Origin of the sequence: Sphingomonas sp. PAMC26645, from assembly GCF_004795835.1 — a bacterium.
GTDB lineage: Bacteria > Pseudomonadota > Alphaproteobacteria > Sphingomonadales > Sphingomonadaceae > Sphingomonas.
On record NZ_CP039249.1, the window covers coordinates 1,939,075 to 1,959,045 of the forward strand.

At 64.7% G+C, this 19,971-nt stretch carries 16 protein-coding genes and 2 tRNA genes; 6 read left to right on the forward strand and 12 right to left on the reverse strand.

Annotated elements, in window-relative coordinates:
* Positions 1-181: 181 nt before the first annotated feature.
* Positions 182-1,516, forward strand: a complete 1,335-nt coding sequence (locus tag E5673_RS09205; protein ID WP_136189756.1) for a chloride channel protein — start codon at positions 182-184, stop codon at positions 1,514-1,516.
* On the opposite strand, the gene E5673_RS09210 is transcribed toward E5673_RS09205, so the two are convergent.
* The 4 genes from E5673_RS09210 to E5673_RS09225 all read right to left on the reverse strand — a co-directional run bounded on the left by E5673_RS09210 (position 1,513) and on the right by E5673_RS09225 (position 6,863).
* Positions 1,513-3,051: a L,D-transpeptidase family protein gene (locus E5673_RS09210; protein WP_136189757.1), complete on the reverse strand. Its 1,539-nt coding sequence runs from the start codon at positions 3,049-3,051 to the stop codon at positions 1,513-1,515. The two genes, E5673_RS09205 and E5673_RS09210, sit on opposite strands and share 4 nt — an antisense overlap.
* A gap of 120 nt (positions 3,052-3,171) precedes the next feature.
* On the reverse strand, positions 3,172-4,152 hold the full coding sequence (locus tag E5673_RS09215; protein WP_136189758.1) for an MBL fold metallo-hydrolase: 981 nt from the start codon (positions 4,150-4,152) through the stop codon (positions 3,172-3,174).
* Positions 4,153-4,190: 38 nt separating this feature from the next.
* The gene (locus E5673_RS09220) at positions 4,191-6,113 is read right to left on the reverse strand and encodes a S9 family peptidase (protein WP_136189759.1); all 1,923 of its coding nucleotides are present in this window, start codon (positions 6,111-6,113) and stop codon (positions 4,191-4,193) included.
* A 210-nt stretch (positions 6,114-6,323) separates the two neighbouring features.
* Positions 6,324-6,863 carry a hypothetical protein gene (locus E5673_RS09225; RefSeq protein ID WP_136189760.1) on the reverse strand — a complete coding sequence of 180 codons (540 nt, stop codon included), beginning with the start codon at positions 6,861-6,863 and terminating at the stop codon, positions 6,324-6,326.
* A 396-nt stretch (positions 6,864-7,259) separates the two neighbouring features.
* On the opposite strand from E5673_RS09225, the gene E5673_RS09230 reads away from it, so the two are divergent.
* Complete coding sequence (locus E5673_RS09230; RefSeq protein WP_247599671.1) at positions 7,260-10,313, forward strand: TonB-dependent receptor; 3,054 nt, start codon at positions 7,260-7,262, stop codon at positions 10,311-10,313.
* 200 nt (positions 10,314-10,513) lie between these two features.
* Here the strand turns inward: E5673_RS09230 and E5673_RS09235 are convergent, their stop codons facing one another.
* Positions 10,514-11,578 carry a hypothetical protein gene (locus tag E5673_RS09235; RefSeq protein ID WP_136189762.1) on the reverse strand — a complete coding sequence of 355 codons (1,065 nt, stop codon included), beginning with the start codon at positions 11,576-11,578 and terminating at the stop codon, positions 10,514-10,516.
* A gap of 128 nt (positions 11,579-11,706) precedes the next feature.
* On the opposite strand from E5673_RS09235, the gene E5673_RS09240 reads away from it, so the two are divergent.
* Both E5673_RS09240 and E5673_RS09245 read left to right on the forward strand, forming a co-directional pair.
* On the forward strand, positions 11,707-11,967 hold the full coding sequence (locus E5673_RS09240; protein ID WP_136189763.1) for a hypothetical protein: 261 nt from the start codon (positions 11,707-11,709) through the stop codon (positions 11,965-11,967).
* Between the two features lie 18 nt (positions 11,968-11,985).
* Entirely contained in the window at positions 11,986-13,275 is a 1,290-nt protein-coding gene (locus E5673_RS09245; protein ID WP_136189764.1) for an aspartyl/asparaginyl beta-hydroxylase domain-containing protein, read from the forward strand.
* A 34-nt stretch (positions 13,276-13,309) separates the two neighbouring features.
* Here E5673_RS09245 and E5673_RS09250 read toward each other — a convergent pair whose 3' ends face one another.
* From E5673_RS09250 to E5673_RS09260, 3 genes are all read right to left on the reverse strand, one after another.
* On the reverse strand, positions 13,310-14,443 hold the full coding sequence (locus tag E5673_RS09250; protein ID WP_136189765.1) for an aspartyl/asparaginyl beta-hydroxylase domain-containing protein: 1,134 nt from the start codon (positions 14,441-14,443) through the stop codon (positions 13,310-13,312).
* A 307-nt stretch (positions 14,444-14,750) separates the two neighbouring features.
* A tRNA-Gln gene (locus E5673_RS09255) sits at positions 14,751-14,825 on the reverse strand.
* Positions 14,826-14,877: 52 nt separating this feature from the next.
* Positions 14,878-15,987, reverse strand: a complete 1,110-nt coding sequence (locus E5673_RS09260) for a branched-chain amino acid aminotransferase (protein ID WP_136189766.1) — start codon at positions 15,985-15,987, stop codon at positions 14,878-14,880.
* Positions 15,988-16,046: 59 nt separating this feature from the next.
* Between E5673_RS09260 and E5673_RS09265 the strand changes: the two genes are divergently transcribed.
* A complete protein-coding gene (locus E5673_RS09265) occupies positions 16,047-16,535 on the forward strand; it encodes a helix-turn-helix domain-containing protein (protein WP_247599641.1) in 489 nt (162 codons plus the stop codon).
* 110 nt (positions 16,536-16,645) lie between these two features.
* A tRNA-Gly gene (locus E5673_RS09270) sits at positions 16,646-16,719 on the forward strand.
* 55 nt (positions 16,720-16,774) lie between these two features.
* Here the strand turns inward: E5673_RS09270 and E5673_RS09275 are convergent.
* The 4 genes from E5673_RS09275 to E5673_RS09290 all read right to left on the reverse strand — a co-directional run bounded on the left by E5673_RS09275 (position 16,775) and on the right by E5673_RS09290 (position 19,890).
* Positions 16,775-17,764, reverse strand: coding sequence for a sensor domain-containing diguanylate cyclase (locus E5673_RS09275; RefSeq protein ID WP_136189768.1), 990 nt, complete (start codon positions 17,762-17,764; stop codon positions 16,775-16,777).
* On the reverse strand, positions 17,757-17,996 hold the full coding sequence (locus E5673_RS09280) for a hypothetical protein (RefSeq protein WP_136189769.1): 240 nt from the start codon (positions 17,994-17,996) through the stop codon (positions 17,757-17,759). Before E5673_RS09280 ends, E5673_RS09275 begins: the two co-directional genes overlap by 8 nt.
* Positions 17,997-18,232: 236 nt before the next feature.
* A complete protein-coding gene (locus E5673_RS09285; protein ID WP_136189770.1) occupies positions 18,233-18,376 on the reverse strand; it encodes an entericidin A/B family lipoprotein in 144 nt (47 codons plus the stop codon).
* A gap of 383 nt (positions 18,377-18,759) precedes the next feature.
* Entirely contained in the window at positions 18,760-19,890 is a 1,131-nt protein-coding gene (locus tag E5673_RS09290) for a LuxR C-terminal-related transcriptional regulator (protein WP_136189771.1), read from the reverse strand.
* Between the last annotated feature and the right edge of the window lie 81 nt (positions 19,891-19,971).

Here is a 19,971-nt window from a genome sequence, read left to right on the forward strand (position 1 = left end):
TTATATTTTTGTGATAGCGCTATCGTTGTTAGATATCGGGACGATGTCAATCGCTTACCGGGCTGCCAAGGCCTGCGCGCCGCCAGATCGCAGGCGGGTGACTCAGGCGAGTGATGGGGCGAGTGATGGGGCGGGTGACGGGGCGGGTGACGTGGCGGCCGGCATCAACTAGATCGACATCATGCCTGGGCTCTTCGATCATCTTATGCCGGCGAAACGCTGGACGCCGTCGCGGTACCGTGCGTTGCTGCGTGCACGGGGGCCGCGGTCCGTGCAGTTCCGCACTCGTGCGGCGATCCTGACGGGCGCGATCCTGATCGGGGTGGTCGCGACGCTGTTCGCCGAAGCGGCGGATTGGGCGGCGGGGGTGTTCGCCAGGTACGCGCAGAGCTGGCACTGGCTGCCGCTGTTGACGACGCCGCTGACGTTCATGGCGCTGGTCTGGCTGACCCGGCGGTACGCACCGTTCGCGCGGGGATCGGGTATTCCGCAGGTGATCGCGGCACAGGCCGATCCGAACGAGGCGACGCGGACGCTGATCTCGCCGCGCACCGTCGCCGCCAAGGCCGTGCTGACGATCGGCGCGGTGCTGGGCGGGGCGTCGGTCGGGCGCGAGGGACCGACCGTCCAGCTTGCCGCGGCGGTGATGGGCGCGACGCACCGGCTGGTCCGCGTGCCGTTGCGGGGCGGCGTGCTGATCGCCGGTGGCGCGGCGGGTGTCGCAGCCGCGTTCAACACGCCGCTCGCCGGGTTGTTGTTCGCGATCGAAGAACTGGCGTCGGCGTACGAGCAGCGCGTGACGCTGCTGGTCCTCGCCGCGATCGTCATCGCCGGGATGGTCGCGCAGTCGGTGCAGGGCGACTACATCTATTTCGGCGCGATCGGCGCGCATATGCCGTTGCTGTCGGCGCTGCTGGTAGCACCGGTCGCCGGGATCGCCGGCGGGATGGCGGGCGGTCTGTTTTCCCGCACGCTGCTGGCGATGGCGCAGAGTCGCAACCGCATGACGACCTGGACCCGCGCCAATCCGGTCAAGTTCGCGGGGGCGTGCGGTGCCGTCGTCGCGGTGCTGGGCGTGTTCACCGGCCTGACCTGGGGAACCGGCTATTCCGCGGCGCGCGCGATGATCGTCGGTGTCGATGCACCCTTGTGGTTCGGACCCGCCAAGTTCGTGGCGACCGCCGCGACCGCGATCGCGGGGTTGCCCGGCGGGATCTTCGCGCCGTCGCTCGCGGTCGGGGCCGGCGTCGGCAATTTGCTCCGCGAAGTGTTTCCCGGCGAACCCGCAAGCGCGATCGTGATCCTGGGGATGGTCGCGTATTTCGCAGGCGTCGTCCGCGCGCCGCTGACCGCGGTCATCATCCTGTCGGAGACGACCGCCAGCCGCGGGCTGATGCTGCCCATGTTCGCGACCGCGTTCATCGCCGATGCGGCCAGCCAATGGGTCTGCCGCGAGAAGCTGTACCACGGGTTGTCGAAGACGTTCGCGATGCCCGCAACGCCGAAAGTCCCTTAAGGCCCGATATCGATCGCCTGCGCCTCGGCGCGTTTGGCGGATGCCTTGGCGAAGCCGAGTTGCTCCGCGATCGGATCGTTCCAACCGTAAGGATCGGTCCGAAACGCGATCTTGCCGGCATCGTCGACATAGACGTTGTGGTACAGCAGCCGGACCGGAATGCGGCGGGGCAGGGGGACGAAGCTCGTCTCGCCCGAATCCTGCGCCGTCTGCCAAGCCTCGCCGACGCCTTCATCCTCTGCGAGTATGCGCGCGAACCCCAACGCATCCTCGACGCGGACGCAACCATGGCTCAGATGACGCTGGCTGCGGTCGAACAGCCCCGGCGCGGACGTGTCGTGCAGATAGATCGCCTGATCGTTGGCCATGTCGAACTTGACCATGCCTAGCGCGTTGCTCGGCCCCGGCTGCTGGACGATCCAGCCATCGCGGACGACCATGTTGTGCGCGGTCAGATACTCCTCGCCGACATTGGCCATCTCGCCGTTCTGGATCGATTTGGGCACGGTCCAGGTGGGATTGGCAACCAGCCGATAGATCGGCGACGAGAGCGCCGGCGTCTCGCGGCCGGGTTCGCCGACGATCACCTTGCGCTGATCGATCATCGTGCCGTCGCGGTAGTAGCGAAGCTGTGCGGCGGCGGTGTTGACGTCGATCCGCGTGGGCGGTGGCGTTCGTGCCAGCCACCGCCGCCGTTCGAGCCCGACCGCGAGCGCGCGAGCACGGTCGCCCGCACCAAGGTTCAGCACCTTCAACGTCTCGGGTCCGACCACGCCGTCTGCGGCGATGCCGTAGTCGGTCTGGAGCCCTTTCAGCGCCTCGGCCACTGCCTGCGTGTAGATCATTGGTGCCGCGGTCGTCGGCGTGGTCGCTGTCGGCGAAAATGGCGTCGGTACGGGCGCCACGGCGAGCGGGTCGGTCGACGAGGGAAGATATCCGCTCTCAGCTAGCTGTTCGACGATCGTGGCGATACGCGGGTCGCGGTTGCCGACGCGGATGACGCCGGAGGGTATAGCCTGGACCGGCGTTGCGGTCGACGCCTTGGCGCTGAACGCGAGATACGCGTCGGAGAGTTGTTTATACTCGGCATCCTGCGGCGCGAGGCCGTCGAACCAGACGACGAGGTCGCCCTTGGCCAGCGCGCGCGACAGCCCGGTGGTAAGGTCGACCTTGGGGCGGGGCAGCGTGTAGACCTGATGCAGCGAGGCGGGGTCGACGCGGCCCTGTGCGAGTGCGCCGGCATAGTCGAGTGCGGCCTTGGTTCGCGCGGCATCGTCGACGGGCGGAGCGCCGTCGGCGGGTGCGGGAAGGAACTCGACCCGATCGAGGCCGTGGCGCGCACGGTCGGCAAGGATTTGATCGAAGGCTGCGATGTTTGCTGCGGTCCAAGTTGCCTTGGTCGGAGTGGCCTTGCCAACTGCCCTTGGTGCCGACTTCGATGCGGTGCGGGACGGGCTCTCCGCTGCGGTTTTTGTCGGGGCGATGGGCTTGGGCGCCGGGGCAAATCCACCGAGCGCCAGAGCCAGGACCGGCATGCAACCCGAAGCGAGCCGCACCCGTAAAGTTCGTACTGTCATCGGTGGATAACGTTTGGACCGTTCGATGGGCTCACATGAGCGGCAGATTTCTCGGTTCCTAGGTTCGGCTCTCGTCGATCAGCCGAAATCGAAGACGCCGCCGGGTGGTGCCGCGACAAACTTCTCGCGGGGTATCGTCGCTGCGTCCAGCGCCTCGGCCAGCGCGATTTGCGGCGCGTCGCGCGCCTCGTCGGTCAGCTGGAACGTGCCCCAGTGGATGCCGAGCGCCCGTTTCGCATCGACCTTGTCGAAGATGCGCACCGCCTCGGCGGGATCGACATGCTGCCCGGCCATGAACCAGCGCGGGGCGTAGGCGCCGATCGGGATCAGCGCGACGTCGGGCGCGCCGATACGCTCGCGGATCTGGCCGAAGATCGCGCCATTGCCGTACGCGGTATCGCCCGCAAACCAGATCGCTCCGGCGGGCGTGTCGAGCCAGTGCCCTGCCCATAGCGCCATCCGGACGTCGCTCGGCCAGCGGTTCGCCCAGTGATAGGCGGGCGTGATCGTGGTTGAGATGCCGTCGCCGATCGGCAGGCGATCCCACCAGTCGCCGACGACGCATCTGGCGTCGGGCACCGCGGCGCGCAGGATCGTATCGTTGCCGAGCGGGAGGACGAACAGGGGCGTATGCGGCACCTGAAGCCTGCGCAAAGTGGTGACGTCGAAATGATCGTAATGGCAATGGCTGATGAGGACGACGTCGATCGGCGGCAGGTCGTCGAAGGCGATACCGGGCGCGGTGACGCGCTTTGGCCCGGCGAACGAGACCGGGCTCGCGCGCTCCGACCAGATCGGGTCGGTCAGGATGTTGAGCCCGGCCACCTGGATCAGCATCGAGGCGTGCCCAATCATCGTGATGCGGATCCCGTCGACGCGCGCGTCGGGCTTGGCCGGCGTGACCGGCACCGAGCGCGGCCATTTGGCAACACCGCGCGCTAGCTTCCACCGCAGCACGTCTTTCAGGCCGCGGTCGGTCGGTGCCTGTTCCGGATTGAAAAACCGGAGACCATCGAAATGGTCGGACGAGGGACCCTGGTAATAACGGTTCTGCGGCATGTGCCTGCCTAGCCCGAAGCCCCCCGGCCGCCCAGATGCTACTTCGCGTTCTTCACGTATTTGTCGAACCACGCGATCGACCGCTGGCGGACGTCCGCGGACTGTTCGGGGCCCGTCACGCAGTGGCCGGCGTCGGGATAGATCACCAGGCTGACGGGGACGTTGCGATCCTTCAGTGCGTGCCACCATTCGATCGACTGGGTCGGCGGCACTTCGATATCGCGCTCGCCGACATAGATGAACGTCGGCGTCCGGGCGGTCTTCGCGTGATAGATCGCGGAGACGTCCTCATACGCCTTCATGTCGTCGTACATCGACTTGCCGAAGAACGGCAACAGCCACTGGTCGATGCCGTTGGTGCCGTAATAGCTGACCCAGTTCGACAGGCCGGCCCCGGCGACGATGCCCTTGAAGCGGTTGGTCTGCGTATTGGCCCACATCGCCATGAACCCGCCATAGCTGCACCCGGCGAGGCCGAGGCGCTTGTCGTCGACCGGCGCGACGCGCTCGACCGCATCGACGCCGGCCAGCACGTCGCGCAGGTCGCCACCGCCGAAGTCGCGCTTGTTCGCGGCGGTGAATGCCTCGCCCTGGCCGTAACTCCCGCGCGGATTGGGCAGGAAGACGTAATAGCCCGCCTTGACCAGCGCAGCGTTGAGCGAGGTCGGATAGAGATAGCCGGGGGTCGAGGCCGCCGATGGGCCGCCGTGGACGATCGTGATCATCGGCGCCTTGCCGGTCGGCGCGGTGCCCGAGGTGGGGCGGGGCGCGAGGAGCCAGCCTTGCACGTCGAAGCCCTCGTTCTTCCAGCTGATGCTCCGTGCGGCGGCGAGCGCGGGCATCGCGTCGTTGTCGTGCGTGATCTGTTTCACGCCCTGTCCCTGGGGGTTGAGCGGACCTGCGTAGATCGCCGGTGCGTGCTCGAAATCCTGGACCACGGCGGCAGCGATCCGCCCGTCCGCTGAGAACACGGCGCGGCCATCGCCTGCGCTCGAGCTTGCCGGCTTGGCAAACCCCGGCGCGACCGACTGGCCGGGCGTGAGCGTGCCGAACTGCATCTGGTCGCCGGCCAGCGTCACGGTGCGCAAGCCACCGCGGGTCCAGGCGATCGTCGTCACCGTGGACTTTGCGCCGGCGGTGACGTTGCGCGGGGTGCCGCCCTCCAGTCCGACCGTAAAGACGTCGCCGCCGATCGAGCCGAAATCGCTCATCAGGCCGCCGACATAGGCGACGGTGCGGCCATCGGGGGACACGCGCGGTTGGTTGATCTGCGTCGTCGGCTTGGCGATCGAGCGGACCGCGCCGGTCTGCGCGTCGATCGCGTCGAGCGTCGCCACCCACCAGTTGTTGTCGCCATTGCCGAGCGCGGTCGTCGCGACGAACCCGCGGCCGTCGGGCGTCCAGTCATATTCATAGACATAGCGACCCGCAGGCGAGAGCGGCGTCACCGTCGTCGTCGCCTTGGCGATATCGAACACGGCGAGGCGTTGCTCGTCGCTCTTCTCACCGATCTCGCCGATCATCCGGACGCCGGCCTGCGTCGCGCCCGATTCCTTGGCCGCGCCGAGCGTCACCAGCAGCGCGATCCGCTTGCCGTCGGGCGACACGCGCGGGGTCTGGGCGATACCGGCGATGGTCGCGACGGTGCGCGTCGTCCTGGCGTCGGCATAGGTCAGCCGGACATTGCCCGCCGCGGTGTCGCGGACCAGAAACACCAGGTCACCATTGGGCGCGAAGGTCAGCCCCCCATAGCTGCACGTCGCGCACGGATCGATGGTCCGCAGCACGTGCCCGTCGGCGACGTTGCGGAGGGTTATGACACCATGCGCGCCGCTGCTTTCAATGGTCGCGGTGCGATCGCCCGCAGGCGACAGCGCGAGCCCACCATATTGGTGAAGCGTCTGCGCGGACGCAGGCGCGGCGGTCGCGAGAAGAAGGGCGGCGGTGACGGTAAGACGCATCGGGGGCTCCGGCAGAACAGCGGTTGCCCCTGCTTAACGCGTGGCGGACCTGCGGCAAGCCGGTGTCGTGACTACGCCGTCCAAAGACCTCGCGCCGCGACCGCCAGGCATCCGTAGCGGGCCGAAATCGTCCGTGATCGCGGGTTCGTACCTGCTAGCTCGGGCAGTGAAATCCACGAGACGCGCTTAAGCCTATTTTTGCCCCAGTCACTAGCGCTGACGCTTCACCAAAACCGGTCGTTCGCCGTCGATCAACGCTTTAAACCCGCCGAAACCAGACTGCTTGATGATGACCGCGGTGCCGGGACGCGGTGCGAGCGTCAAAGGCTCGATTGTCTCCCACGCCGTATTGTTGGCTAGCTGGATTAAGTAACGCGCGTAACTCGACGCCCTTACACCGGTGATCGTCGTCTTCACCTCGGTAACCCTTGTAAGCCGGTCGGCCTCGCCGCCGCCAAGGGGGTTTTTTGCCGCATCTGCGAGCCCGAACCGCTGCTGTTTACGCTCGACGACGGCCGCGCGGTCCAGCGCCAGCAAACTGCCGGACTTGCGCGCGCTCGCGATCTCGCGAGCGGCTGCGTCGAAGCATGACAGCCGAGCAGCATCGGTCGCAACCTGCTGGCATTCCGCAAGAACGTCCAATGTTCGCGACGAGGTGCGATCGGGGGCGGCGGTTGCCGGTTCACCGCAGGAGACGCCCGCCAGAGCGAGGAGTGCAAACGGAACGCAATAGGCACGCAAATCACGCATTGGACTACCTCGAGACGAATAAAGGAAAGAATCTATCGGCCGAGACCGGCGGGGGACACTATGTTGCGCTTATGTCACGCTAATGTCGCAAACGGAACTCAAAAGGTCCGAATCGACGATATTCATTGCGGTGCGGTAATAGCGATCGATACACCCCTCCCAGAGCCGGTTCTTTTTCCGGGGGCAAATGCACGGCGATACGCCGGCAACAAGGGGGCTAATATGACATCTGCTGCTCGTTCACACCTGCTTGCGACCACGCTGCTCATGGGAGCGGCGACGCTTGCCACGCCAGCGTTAGCGCAAGTCCAGGGTGACAATTCGGGGATTCGCGCTGGGGGCGCGACCGCGACCCAAGCAACCACGCCGGGCGCGAATGCCCAGGGCGAAGTCGGCATGACGACGTCCGAAGCGGCGCCGACCACCGAGAACAGCCAGGGCGACATCGTCGTCACCGGCTCGCTAATCAAGAATCCGGCGCTGATCGCATCGGCGCCAGTCCAGGTCATCGGCCAGGAAGAAATCCAGCTTCGCCAGTCGAACACTGCCGAAGACATCCTGCGCACCCTTCCAGGTGCCGTGCCGAGCATCGGTTCGGCCGTGAACAACGGCAACGGCGGCGCATCCTACGTCGATCTTCGCGGCCTTGGTTCGTTCCGTAACGTCGTGCTGCTCGATGGCAACCGTCTGGCACCATCGGGCTTGGTCGGTCGCGTCGATCTCAACAACATCCCGCTCGCACTTGTCGAGCGTGTCGACACGCTGACCGGCGGCGCAGCTACCACTTACGGCGCCGACGCAGTTGCAGGCGTCGTCAACTTCATCACCCGCTCGGACTTCTCGGGCCTTGACGCATCGGTCTCGAACCAGATCACCGAGCGTGGCGACGGTTCGTACTTCCGCGGCGACATCACGATCGGAGCGAACTTCGACGACGGTCGCGGCAACGCGGTATTCTCGGTCGGCTATCAACAGTCAGACCCCGTCTATCAAGGCGATCGTGACTACTCGATCAACAACGTGAACTCGTTCAGCGGTGCACTCGGCGGTTCGGGTACTTCGGTCCCCGCAAGCCTTACCGGTACTCGGACGCTGGTGAACGGCATCGCCAACACGGCGCCGCTATATGTCCAGACCGGAACGACGGCAGCAGGCGTTCCCATTCTCGCGTTGAACCCAGGCGGCATGGCCAATCGTGGAAACAGCCAGATTGGCTCGAACGGGCAGGCCGTTGCAGCTTATGCGCCGTTCAATTTCAACCCGTACAACATCTTCCAGACGCCGTTCGAGCGTTTCAACATGTACGGTGCGGCGCACTACGACGTTTCCGACAACATTGAGGTCTATACGCGCGGCCTGTTCTCGAAGAACACCGTGCAGACCATCGTGGCGCCATCGGGTTCGTTCGGCTCGCAGCTGGTTGTGCCCCTCAGCAATCCGTACCTGCCTGCTGCGCTCCGTACTCAGCTCTGCGCTGCCAACATTGCACCCACAACGCTCGGCGTAACTGCAGCTGGTGCTTCGGTTGCCGCTCAAACTACTTATACGCCGCGCTTTACGCCAACGGAATGCGCGGCCGCCGCGATCGCGACAAGCCCGACGGATCCAAACTTCCGGACTGCGACGACGACCCTGTCGCGTCGTACTCCAGAAGTCGGTCCGCGTATCTCAAACTTCCAAACCACGATTTTCGATTATCGAGCCGGCGTTAAGCTGGGCATCACCGAGGGCATCAAGCTGGACGTGTCGGGTGGTTACGGTGAATCCGAGAACACGCAGACGCTGCAGGGCTACGTCCTGACGTCGCGCTTGCGCTCGGCAGCGTATGCTACAAACACCACGACCTGCCTGGCTGGCGCTCCCGGGGGTGCTGCGCTCGGTGCAGGGACGGGTTGCGTTCCCGTTAACCTGTTCGGCGCGGAGGGGACGCTCACACCAGCGCAGGTTCCCTACCTGCTCGGCGAGAGCACCACGACGATCAAGACATCGCTTGCTCAGGCTCGTGCAGTATTGAACGGCGACTTCGGCTTCGCATCGCCGTTCGCAACCGACTCGGTCGGTTTCGCGGCCGGTTCCGAATATCGTAAATATCGTGCGTCGCAGCGCTCGGATACGCTGGCTCAAACGGCTGGCGAACTCGGTGGCGCCGGTGGTGCTGCTCCGAATGTCGATGGCGGGTATGAGGTTGTCGAGGGTTTCGGCGAAATCATTGCGCCGCTCGTCCAGGATAAGCCTTTCTTCCAAAGTTTGACGTTGGAAGTCGGTGGGCGCTATTCGCATTATAAAGTGCTCGTTCCCACCTCGCCGACCTACAATACGACGACCTACAAGGCTGGTGGTAGCTGGGAGCCAGTTGTCGGCGTAAAGCTGCGTGGGAACTATCAGCGTGCGGTTCGCGCTCCGAACATCAGCGAACTGTTCTCACCGCTGACCACCGGACTGACCAATCTGGCGACCGATCCATGCGCTGGGACCGCGCCTGTTTCGAACGTCGTGTTGCGCAACGTCTGCGTAGCGCAGGGCGCACCGGTCAGCACGATCGGGACGATCCAAGCGGATCCTGCTGGTCAGCCGAACGTCACGACCGGCGGAAACCTCAACGTCCGGCCGGAAAAGTCCGACTCGTACACGTTTGGTGTTGTTCTCCAGCCTACTCAGCTGATCCCGGGTTTCTCGGTCACGGTCGATTACTACAACATCAAGGTGAAGGGCGCGATTTCGAGCCAGACGCCTGACGATGCGATCAACGCCTGCTTTGGTCCTTCCTTGAGCGCGGCTAGCGCAACTTCAGCTGCCTGCACTGTCATTCGCCGTAATCCTGCGACGGGCAATCTCTACGGCGATAGCGCCACTACTCCCGGCCTGTTCTCGCCGCTGTCCAACCTTGGCCAGATCAAGACGGACGGTATCGATCTCGGCATCAATTATCGTCGCGATATCGGATTTGCGAAGATGGCATTGTCGTTCCAAGGCAACTGGACGCATGACTCCAAGTTCCAAGCAACGCCAACCTCGATCAACCGCGAATGCACCGGCTATTATTCGGTCAGCTGCGCATCGATCCAGCCGGAGTTCTATTGGAATACCCGGGCGACCTTCACGTTTGCCGACAGCGTCGATGTATCGCTCATGTGGCGCCATATCGACGGTGTTAAGCAAGAGCCTTACGACGTGACGGACGGTAGCGGTCCTGCATTCGCAGGTACGTTCGGCGGCGACACGGTCAACTTCGGTCGCATCAAGGCGCACGACTATTTCGATCTGACCACGCGTATCGCCGTTGCAGAGAACTTCGACTTCACCGTCACGGTTCAGAACCTGCTCGACAAGGAGCCGCCGATCGTTGGTTCGACTGTTGGTTCGACCTCGTACAACAGCGGCAACACCTATCCGTCGACGTACGACGCGCTGGGCCGTCGCTTTGCGGTCGGGGCACGACTGCACTTCTAGGATCTCGACGATCCGATCTCGGGGCGGCTCTTCGGAGTCGCCCTTTTTTTTGCCCGTGGGGGGCGTGATTGGGGTCGCAACCTTCGTGCTGCGCGGGGCCGGCTGGTTGGCGCGAAGGAAGACGCTGCGTCTCAGTTTGACATGACGGGGTACGCAGGGTCCCAGCCATCGGCGGCGTGAAGCTCCGCTCCGCCTCGTGCTCAGTCGAGAAGCGGCGCCGGTGGATCGAGTGCTACGCCGGCCCCGCGGGCGACCGCTTCGGCCCAGACCAGCACCTTGTCGATTTCTTCGGCATGGAATGCCGCACCGTCGATCTGTTCGCGCGTGCGGTCGGCAGCACGGTACGCCTTGCCGTCCTTGGCGTTGCGCCCGAACGCCTCGCTTGCCGCCAACGCGTCGATCGTCGCGGGATCGTCGGCTAAGCCGAACAGGGTACAGAGTGCGGCCAGCGCCGGGCGGGGCGTGGCGAGCAGCGTCTCGCTCTGCAACGATCGCACGCGTCCCGGAAACCGCGTCACGAGCCCGGCGAACAGGTCGGCCTGTGCGATCCAGCCGACCGCCGCGACCTGCAGGTCGGTCAGCCGGAAATAATCCTCGGGCGCGAATCCAAGGTCGACCATGCCGTCCGCTAACTGTTTGGCAAGCAGTTCGCGTACCCACAAACGCCCCCACATGCCCTTGCGCGCGATCGACGTAAGGAAGACCCGCAGTGGCGCGTACAGGAGCACCGCGTGTGCCTCTGGACGAAGCGTCATCATCGTCGGAGCCAGTGCATTGACCACGTTGGACGGCTTCACGATCACCGCCTCGCCCGGCACGAATGCGCGCGACAGCAGCGTGAGTGCGCTGTCGAGCCGGTCGGCAACCTGTGCCGGGTTGCCGCCGCGGTGGCGCCAGCCGACAAGGTCGTTGAGAATCAGCGGTTCCTTCAGCGTCGACGCAAGTCCTGCACGGTCGAGGACCTGCGCGAGCAGGGTCGAACAGCAATAGGCCGAGTGGAAGATGAAATGAACCGGATCGATCCGCGGGATCATGGCGATCGCCTGCTGGCGGGGGACCACGACCGGCGCTGCCGCAGTCGGCAGGAATTCATCGGTCAGGAACGTCGCAGCACTTCGCATGGTGCGGTCCGCGGCGATCAGGTGAACTGCGTCGTGACCGGGATCGTAGCGATGCGCGAGCCATTGCGGGTCGGCGATCCGAGCGGCGGGGAGCGTGCCGGCGCCTATGTTATTAGTCGAAGGATATGGCGCAGAGATGCTCATGCGGCAAAGGGATCGCATATCACGGCGCTGATCGCCACCTGCGAGGCGCGATCATGCGATTTCCGATTGTGCCTGCGGGCGAATGCGGCATGATACTGCGAAGAACACGATGCCCGGGAGGTTATGCGATGATGAAGCGGATTGCGTTTGGTCTGGCGACGATTGTCATCGCGACATCCTCTGTAGTCGCGCAGCAACCCGAACCGGTGGCACCGGCGAAGGCGGTTGCCAAGCCGGAGCGGCCGATCTGCAAACGCTCCGCACCGTCGGGCTCGCTGGTCGAGACCCGGCGCGAATGCCATACGCGTGCCGAATGGAACCGGCTCGCCCAGGAGGGGCGCGCGGCGGGCCAGGACGTGGTGGATCGCGCGGCGATGGGCGGTCAATAAGCGCGCTTGGCGATCGGCGTGAGCAGTCAACTGGCACAACGGGTCGACGCGCTGCTGCGTGACGGCGACCAGGCACACCGGTCGGGCGATGCCGCGCGGTCGGGGGCGGCGTACCGGGAGATCCTGGCGATCGCGCCAGATCATCCCGTAGCGCTCAACGCGCTGGGGATGGCCGCGCTGGGGCGGGACGACCAGGCCGCCGCCGAGTATTTCGCGCGTGCGGCAAATGCCGATCCCGCCGCCGCGCCGCTGTGGATGAACCTGGCGAGTGCGCACCGCGGGTTGGGCGATGCGACGGCGGAGCGGACCGCGCTGGAGCGCGCGCTGGCGCTCGACCAGCGCAACCTGATGGCGAACGTGCGCCTCGCCGAACTGCACGACCGGACCGGCGATGCGGCGCAGGCGGCGTTCCGCTGGGGCGGGGTGGCGACGATCGTCCAATCGATGGCCGATCGATCGCCACCGCTCGATCAACTGCTGGCGCGCGCGTCGGACCGGATCGCATTCCACGCGCGTGCGCTGTCGGACGATGTCGATACCGCTATGCAGCCATTGCGGGCGGGTGTGAGCCCCGCACGGCGTCGCCGGTTCGATGCCTGCGTCGATGCGATGCTGGGGCGTCGGACGATCTACGCACCCGCGCCGCACGGGATGCATTTCCCGTTCCTTCCGGCCGACGAGTTCTTCGCGCGCGACCATTTCGCATGGTTGACCGAATTCGAGGCGGCGACACCCGTCATCCTCGCCGAACTGAAGGCGCTGCTCGCCGAACCGTCGGCGGGCTTCACGCCTTATGTGGCGATGCCGCTCGGGACGCCGGCCAATCTGTGGAGTCCGCTCGATCGCTCGGACCAGTGGAGCGCACGCTATCTGTGGCGCTACGGTGTCCGCGACGACGCGGTCTGCGCTCGGTGTCCGCAGACCGCGGCGATCCTCGATGCGTTGCCGCTGGCGGATATTCCGGGCCGCGCGCCGACCGCATTCTTCTCGGTCCTCAAACCGGGCACGCATTTGCCGCCGCATACGGGGGTCAGCAACATCCGCTCGGTCGTGCACCTGCCGCTGATCGTGCCCGACAAATGCGGCTTCCGCGTCGGCGGCGAGACCCGCGAATGGCGCGTCGGCGAGGCGTTCGTGTTCGACGATACGATCGAGCACGAGGCCTGGAACGACAGCGACACGATCCGGGCCGTCCTGATCGTCGATGTCTGGAACCCGCATCTGACGCCTGACGAGACGACCATGCTGCGCCGCCTGTTCGGGGCGCTCGGCAACAAGCTCGGCAATAGCGGAGACGTTGCCGACTGAAGCCGGTGCCGACGGGCTGCCCGCAGCGTTCTGCTCAGCCCGTGTCGATCGCCACGCCCTGATAGGTGTCGATAGCCTCGAAGATGTCGGTCAACGCGGCGCGTTCGTCGGCGGTCAGTTCGGGTCGCCAGACCTCGAACAGCAGGACGATCCGGGTTTCCGTGCCACGGTTCCACGCCTCGTGCTCGAACGAATCGTCGAAGATGAGCATCTCGCCGGCCCGCCACACGCGCGTTTCCGCCCCGACCCGCAGTGCGCATCCTTCGGGTGCGATCAGCGGCAGATGACAGATCAGCCGCGTGTTGAGCATCCCGTGATGCGGCCGAATGTGCGTGCCGGGCTTCAGCAGCGAAAAGATCGCCATCGGCGAGCGGCCCGCGATCAGCGGTATCGGTGCCTTCTCCAGCGCGGCCATGGTATGCGGACAGGAGGATGCGTTGGGTTCCACGCGCTCGCCACCGCGCCACAACTGGAACGCGCTCCAGCTTGGATCGTCGAGCAACGGGTTGGCCGGCGCTGGCCGGTCTGGCGTCGACTGGACATAGGGCGCAAAGCCCTTCTCGGCCGCGACGACGCTTTGCAGTTCGGCACGCATGTCTGCGGTCGCGGCCTCCATGGCTGCAACCCACGCGAACTCGTCGCGCTCGAAGAACGCACGCTGCGCAAGTCCGGCAAAATAGAACATCGACGGGTGTTGCAGATACAGTTCACGCCGTCCGAGCAGCAGGTCGAGCGCGTACCGCGTACGCCCCCCCGATACGCCAGCGGCAAGACCCGTCCCCGCCAGCGCATCGCCGAGATGTGCGGCAAACCGTTTCGCGCAATCCGCCAGGAACGCTTCACCCGCCTTCAGCATTGGCACCAGCACGGGCGCTATCGTGGCATCCGGCAGCGTGGCGACGTTCAGTGCAGTACGATAAAAGGATTGCGCCGCGCGCTCGTCGCCGCGTCGGACCTTCAGCGCGGCCATCGTCAACAGCGCAGCCAGGTGGCGTGGTTCTGCTGCCAGGAAATGCACCAGCGCGGTTTCCGCCTCGTCGTCGCGGCCAAGCGACTGTGCGGCTTGTGCGATCAGGAACCAAGGCGCGGGCATGCCCGGTGCCCCGTCGCGTAGAAGGGACAGCATTTCATAGGCGCGTGCCGCGTTACCGTTGCGGAGCGCAGCCATCCCGTCGCGCGCGAGAGTTTCTGCTTGAGGCCGAGTCAGTTGCATTCCTCCAGCGTAACGAAGTGGAGGCGGATGCCAAGTGTACGGGGCTCGCCTGGCCTAGGCGGGGCATGCTCCGGCCCATGAATGCCCTGTGACCATGATAGCCGAATTTCGAAGTGTCGATAATCGATCAGGCGACGCGGTGATAAGCGACCTGGAGCTAAGCCAAGGCTGTGACCAGTCCGCGGCCACGCCGTTGGCAGTCGGCCGTGCTACTGGCGGCGGCTCGCCAATAAATACGGCAGATCGACAATTAGGTAATAATTGGCTGGGGCGGCAGGGTTCGAACCTGCGCATGGCGGCATCAAAAGCCGCTGCCTTACCACTTGGCGACGCCCCAACAGAGGCGGCCTTATAGCGGGGCAGCGGCGTGTGAAAAGCCCTTGCGGACGTCAATCCGCGAGATGGTGCAGCCAGTTGTTCTCGTCGGGTGCAGTGCCGCGCTGGATCGACACGAGCGCATCGCGCATCCGCATCGTCAGTGCGCCCGGAGCACCGTCGCCGATCGTGAAGCGGCCCTCGGGGCTTGCGACCGTGCCGATCGGCGTGACGACCGCCGCGGTACCGCAGGCGAATGCCTCGACCAGACGACCGCTCGCCGCGTCTGCGCGCCACTGGTCGATGGTGTAGCCTTCCTCGCGGACCGTAATGCCGTTCGCGCGGGCGAGCGTCAGGATCGAGTCGCGAGTGATGCCGGGCAGGATCGTTCCGGTCAGGGCAGGGGTCGCCATGCTGCCGTCGTCTAACACGAAGAAGATGTTCATGCCGCCGAGTTCCTCGACCCAGCGCCGCTCGGCCGCATCGAGGAAGACGACCTGGTCGCAACCGTTGCGGATCGCCTCGGACTGCGCAAGCAGGCTGGCGGCGTAGTTGCCGCCGCACTTGGCAGCACCGGTGCCGCCCTGCGCTGCCCGCGTGTATTGCTGGCTTACCCAGATCGACACGGTGGGGGCGCCGCCCTTGAAGTATGCGCCAACCGACGAGGCGAGCACCATGTAGAGATATTCCGCGGACGGCTTCACGCCGAGGAACACTTCGCTCGCGAACATGAACGGCCGCAGGTACAGCGCGCCGCCATCGCTCTCGGGGATCCAGTTCGCGTCTGTCTTCACGAGGCGCTCGACCGATTCGAGGAACAGCTCGGTCGGCAGCTCGGGCATCGCCAGGCGCCGTGCCGAATCCTGGAAACGGCGCGCATTCGCCTCCGGACGGAACAGCGCAGTGCCCCCATCGGCGAGTCGATACGCCTTCATCCCCTCGAAGATCTCCTGCGCGTAATGCAGGACGGACGACGCCGGATCGATCGTCAGCGGCGCGCGGGCGGTGATGCGCGCGTCATGCCAGCCCTCGGTCTCGCTGTAGCGGATCATCGCCATGTGATCGGTGAAGACTCGTCCGAATCCGGGATCGATCAGCCGCTTCGCCCGCTCGTTCGCCTCGACCGGAGTCGCGTTCGGCTCATGGCGGAAGGCGGAAGACGGCGTAAAAGCTGGAACGGACATCGAAAATCTCTCTCGTTGCGGGTTGCCGACGACTACGGGCGATGTCTAAACCGGTCAACATGCCTGCCACTCCGTCTTCTGCTTCACCCCTGTTCCTTCGCGAACCCGAACTCCGCCGCGGCATGGAGCTGCTGTACTTCGGTTATAGCCACCTGACGCGGTCGATCGACCAGGGTCTTGCCGAAGAGGGGCTGGGCCGCGCGCACCACCGAGCGCTGTATTTCATCGCGCGAAAGCCCGACATGACGGTGAGCGAGCTGCTGTCGCTGCTGGCGATCACGAAGCAGTCGCTGGGACGCGTGCTGAACGAACTGGCGGACCGCAAGCTGGTCGAGACGCGACCCGGCGAGCGCGACCGGCGGCAGCGTTTGCTGCGGTTGACGGCCGAGGGCTCGAAGATGGAGCGCGAACTGTTCGAGGCTGCGCGGATCCGGATGGCCGAGGCGTATGCGAGCGCCGGGCAAAGCGCGGTATCGGGGTTCTGGGCGGTGCTCGAGGGACTGGTGCCGGAGGCGGACCGTTCGCAGGTGTTCGGCCTGCGCGGCTAGTCGGCTCACGCGGGACGATTTGGCGTTGACGTCGCCGCAAGGACTGTGGCACTCGGCCGGTCATCGAGAGCCGGTGCAAGACCCGGACCGACAGGCGTAGATCGCCGTTAGCGGGTGTAGCTCAATGGTAGAGCTTTTGCTTCCCAAGCAAGTGACGAGGGTTCGATTCCCTTCACCCGCTCCACGTTTTCGCTGAAGTCCTGAATGTCGCCGTTCCGCGTCCGCGTATGGCCGCCCTTCTACATCGGCTCCGCGAGTTGCGTACGGTTCCTGCCGCCGGACTTCGCTGCGTAGAGCATCGTGTCGGCACGTTCGAGCCAGGCGGTTAGCGTGTTGAAGGATGCGGACAGCTCAGCCACGCCGAAGCTCGCGGTTACGTGGATCGTACCGCCGCCATGGAGCGTCATCGGATGTTCGGCGATGGTATTCCGAAGTCGCTCCGCGACGACGAGAGCTGCCGCGCCGCTGGTTTCCGGCATCAGGAGGGCGAATTCCTCGCCGCCGAGACGACCGAACAGGTCGCAAGGGCGTAACGTCGTTTCGGCGATGCTGGCGATCTGCTTCAGGACCTGATCGCCGATCGAGTGGCCGTAAGTATCGTTCACCCGCTTGAAATGGTCGACATCCATCATGATCAGCGAACTTGCCCGCCCGTAGCGAAGCGTACGCTCCATTTCCCGTTGCGCCTGATCCACGAAGCCACGTCGAGTCAGCGCGCCGGTAAGGTGATCGACCTGTGCGATCAGCCGCAGTTCGAGTTCGTCGCAAACGATGTTGGCGAAATTGCTGAGAATGGCGATGTCCGCAGGGCTGAACCGTCTGGGCCGGGTATCCATTGCGCACAGCGCCCCGACATTATATCCTTCGGGCGTGCGCAGGGGGATGCCCGCATAGCTCCGCACATAGGGTGGGCCGACGACGAGCGGACTATCGGCGAACCTCGGGTCGTCCAGCGCGTTTTCGATGATCAACGGGTCGCGTTGCTGGATCGTATGCGTGCAGAAAGATACCGCGCGGGGCGTTTCGCTCTGCTCCATGCCGCGTCGCGCCATGAACCATTGCCGATCGCGATCGACGAGCGTCACGGTCGCTACGGGTACCGCGAGCACCGTGCGGACGAGCGTGACGATCTTTTCGAACGGCTCTTCGACCGCGGTGTCGAGCACGTCGAGGCGACGCAAGGCTGCGACCCGGCCATCGTCGTCGTCGAGCAGCAGGGCGTTATCCATGATCCGGTGCCTTCATCATCGCGCGGATTGCTACGGTGAGATCGTCGGCATAGCTGTCGACCAGAGTGCGGATGCTCGCATCGACGACGTCCTCGCCGAGTCCCGCCGCCCGCAGGCTGACGATCAGTTCGGCAAGATGTGCCTGGTGACGTTGTACGCTAGCCAGCAACTCCGCGGGGATCTCGAGCGGTTCCGCCACGGTGGGGGTAGGCTGAAGTTGATCGATGCGCACGTTCGGCCTCTCATTGCAGCACCGAGTCTTTACAGCCGAACGGTTAACAGAGCTCAAACGCGCGTGTTCGACACTCTCGACGATTCCCGGCTCCAGATAAAAAGATGCCCTGCCGGATCAAGGATCGGCAGGGCATTCCGAGGTTTCACCGTCCGTCGCGAATATCGCCGGATGTTCGTGCCAGCACTGAAAGTCCTGGCGAAAGTCGATTCAAATTGCGGACGGTGCCGTGCCCGTTACTTCTTCTTGCCGCTCTCACCCGAGGCGCTCGAGACAGCCGTTCCAGCGGACTTCACATCCTTGCCGACGCCGTTCACCGTGTGACATCCCGTCAGCGCTAGGCCTGCAGCAAGTAGTGCCAGTGCAAATACGTTCTTCATACTTGGTCTCTCTCATGTTCAGTGTTTGAGGTGGATGGTGCCGGTGCGACGAGTGCGGCCGACCGCCGGTGAAGTTTTCGGGATACGAGCGGCCTTGGCGTCGACGTCAGCCTCGGACGGGGTTGCCCCGGTGAGCTTGAAGATCGCCTCCGCAACCGAGCTCTGGCCTTGTCGGCAAAATCATCGGTATCATCACTCATGAGGACCCATTCTCCATCCGGGGTTGGTCAAGTCCCGCGATTTAGCGTGATCCGAATGACGGCAACAGATCGCGTTGTATCAACCCGATAGTATTTTCGACATCTCGCACGGATACTGTCGGAGAGGCGGCACCTGCTTGGTTCGATCAATATCAGCGGCGTCATCGATCAGGCCAATGCCGATCAGGGCTGTAGCGTCACGACCGGGACGGGGCCCGGCAGCAGCGTCTTGCGATCGGCCCCATCGCCGAACCCGCGGGCACGCGCCCAGGCCGCCGCCGCCACCCTGCGATTGACGCCGATCTTGCTGTAGACGCGCGCGACATGGTTGCGGACGGTGTTGCCGCTGACGTTCAATGTGCGCGCCATCGTCTTGTCGTCCATGCCCTCGCAAATCAGCGCCAGGACATCGCGTTCGCGAGCGGTCAGGTCGTTCAGGCCTGATGGCGTAACGTCTCGCGGTGGTTCGGACTGTAGCGCAAGATTGTCCAGGATGGCGTGGCTGAGCCATTTGGATTCCGCGATCGTCGCCTCGATCGCGGCGGCCAGATTGCGCTCGTCGATCCGACGATTGGTGACGTCCTGAAAGGTCCAGAGCGCGTAGGCCTTGTCGGCGATCATGATCGTGGCCTCGGAAATCCGGCATTCGAGACGTTGCCCGCACTTGGTGCGGACGAAGCCGGATGCAATTCCCGATGGCCAGATCTCGATGTCGTCGGTCGATCGCCCGGACAGGTCACTCCGCGAATACCCGATCAGAGAACAAAAACTGTCATTCGCGACGGTCACGAAATTGTCGGCCGGATCGACGATCATCATACACGCCGTCGACGTCGCGAACGCGGTTTCGACGCTTGTTCGGAGTTGATCGTAATGGCGTTCGGTCTGCTGCCATGCTTCGATATCCGTCAGCGTAAACAGCATGCACGGCTGGCCGGCGACGGTGATGGGCTGGCCGGTAACGATCACGGGCCGGCTTGTACCGTCAGGCATCGCCAGGCTGGCCCGGGTCTGCGGTATCGTCTGCGCGTCGACGAGCGCGCGCTTTACCGCCGCGTAGTTCGCGACGCCCTCGAGGATGTTGCGCTCGTACATCGAGCGTCTCAGCCAATCCTCATCCGCGCTATCGGTGAGCGCGAGGAATCTACGATTGACCATGACGTAGCGCAGGTCTCGCAAGCCGCAGACGATGGCGGGGGCGGGGTGCGACTCGATCGAGCATTCGAGCCGCGCGATACGATCTGGCGCATGCCACACGGTGCTCGCGAGCGTATGGTGGGGCCGTGTAAAGATATCCAGGCAGTCGTTCGTCATGGTCGTTCCTCGTCGTCACGAAGATACGCTTTAGTTGATCGATAGATGGAGTGAAAAATTCGTCATACCAGGAGCTCCCCA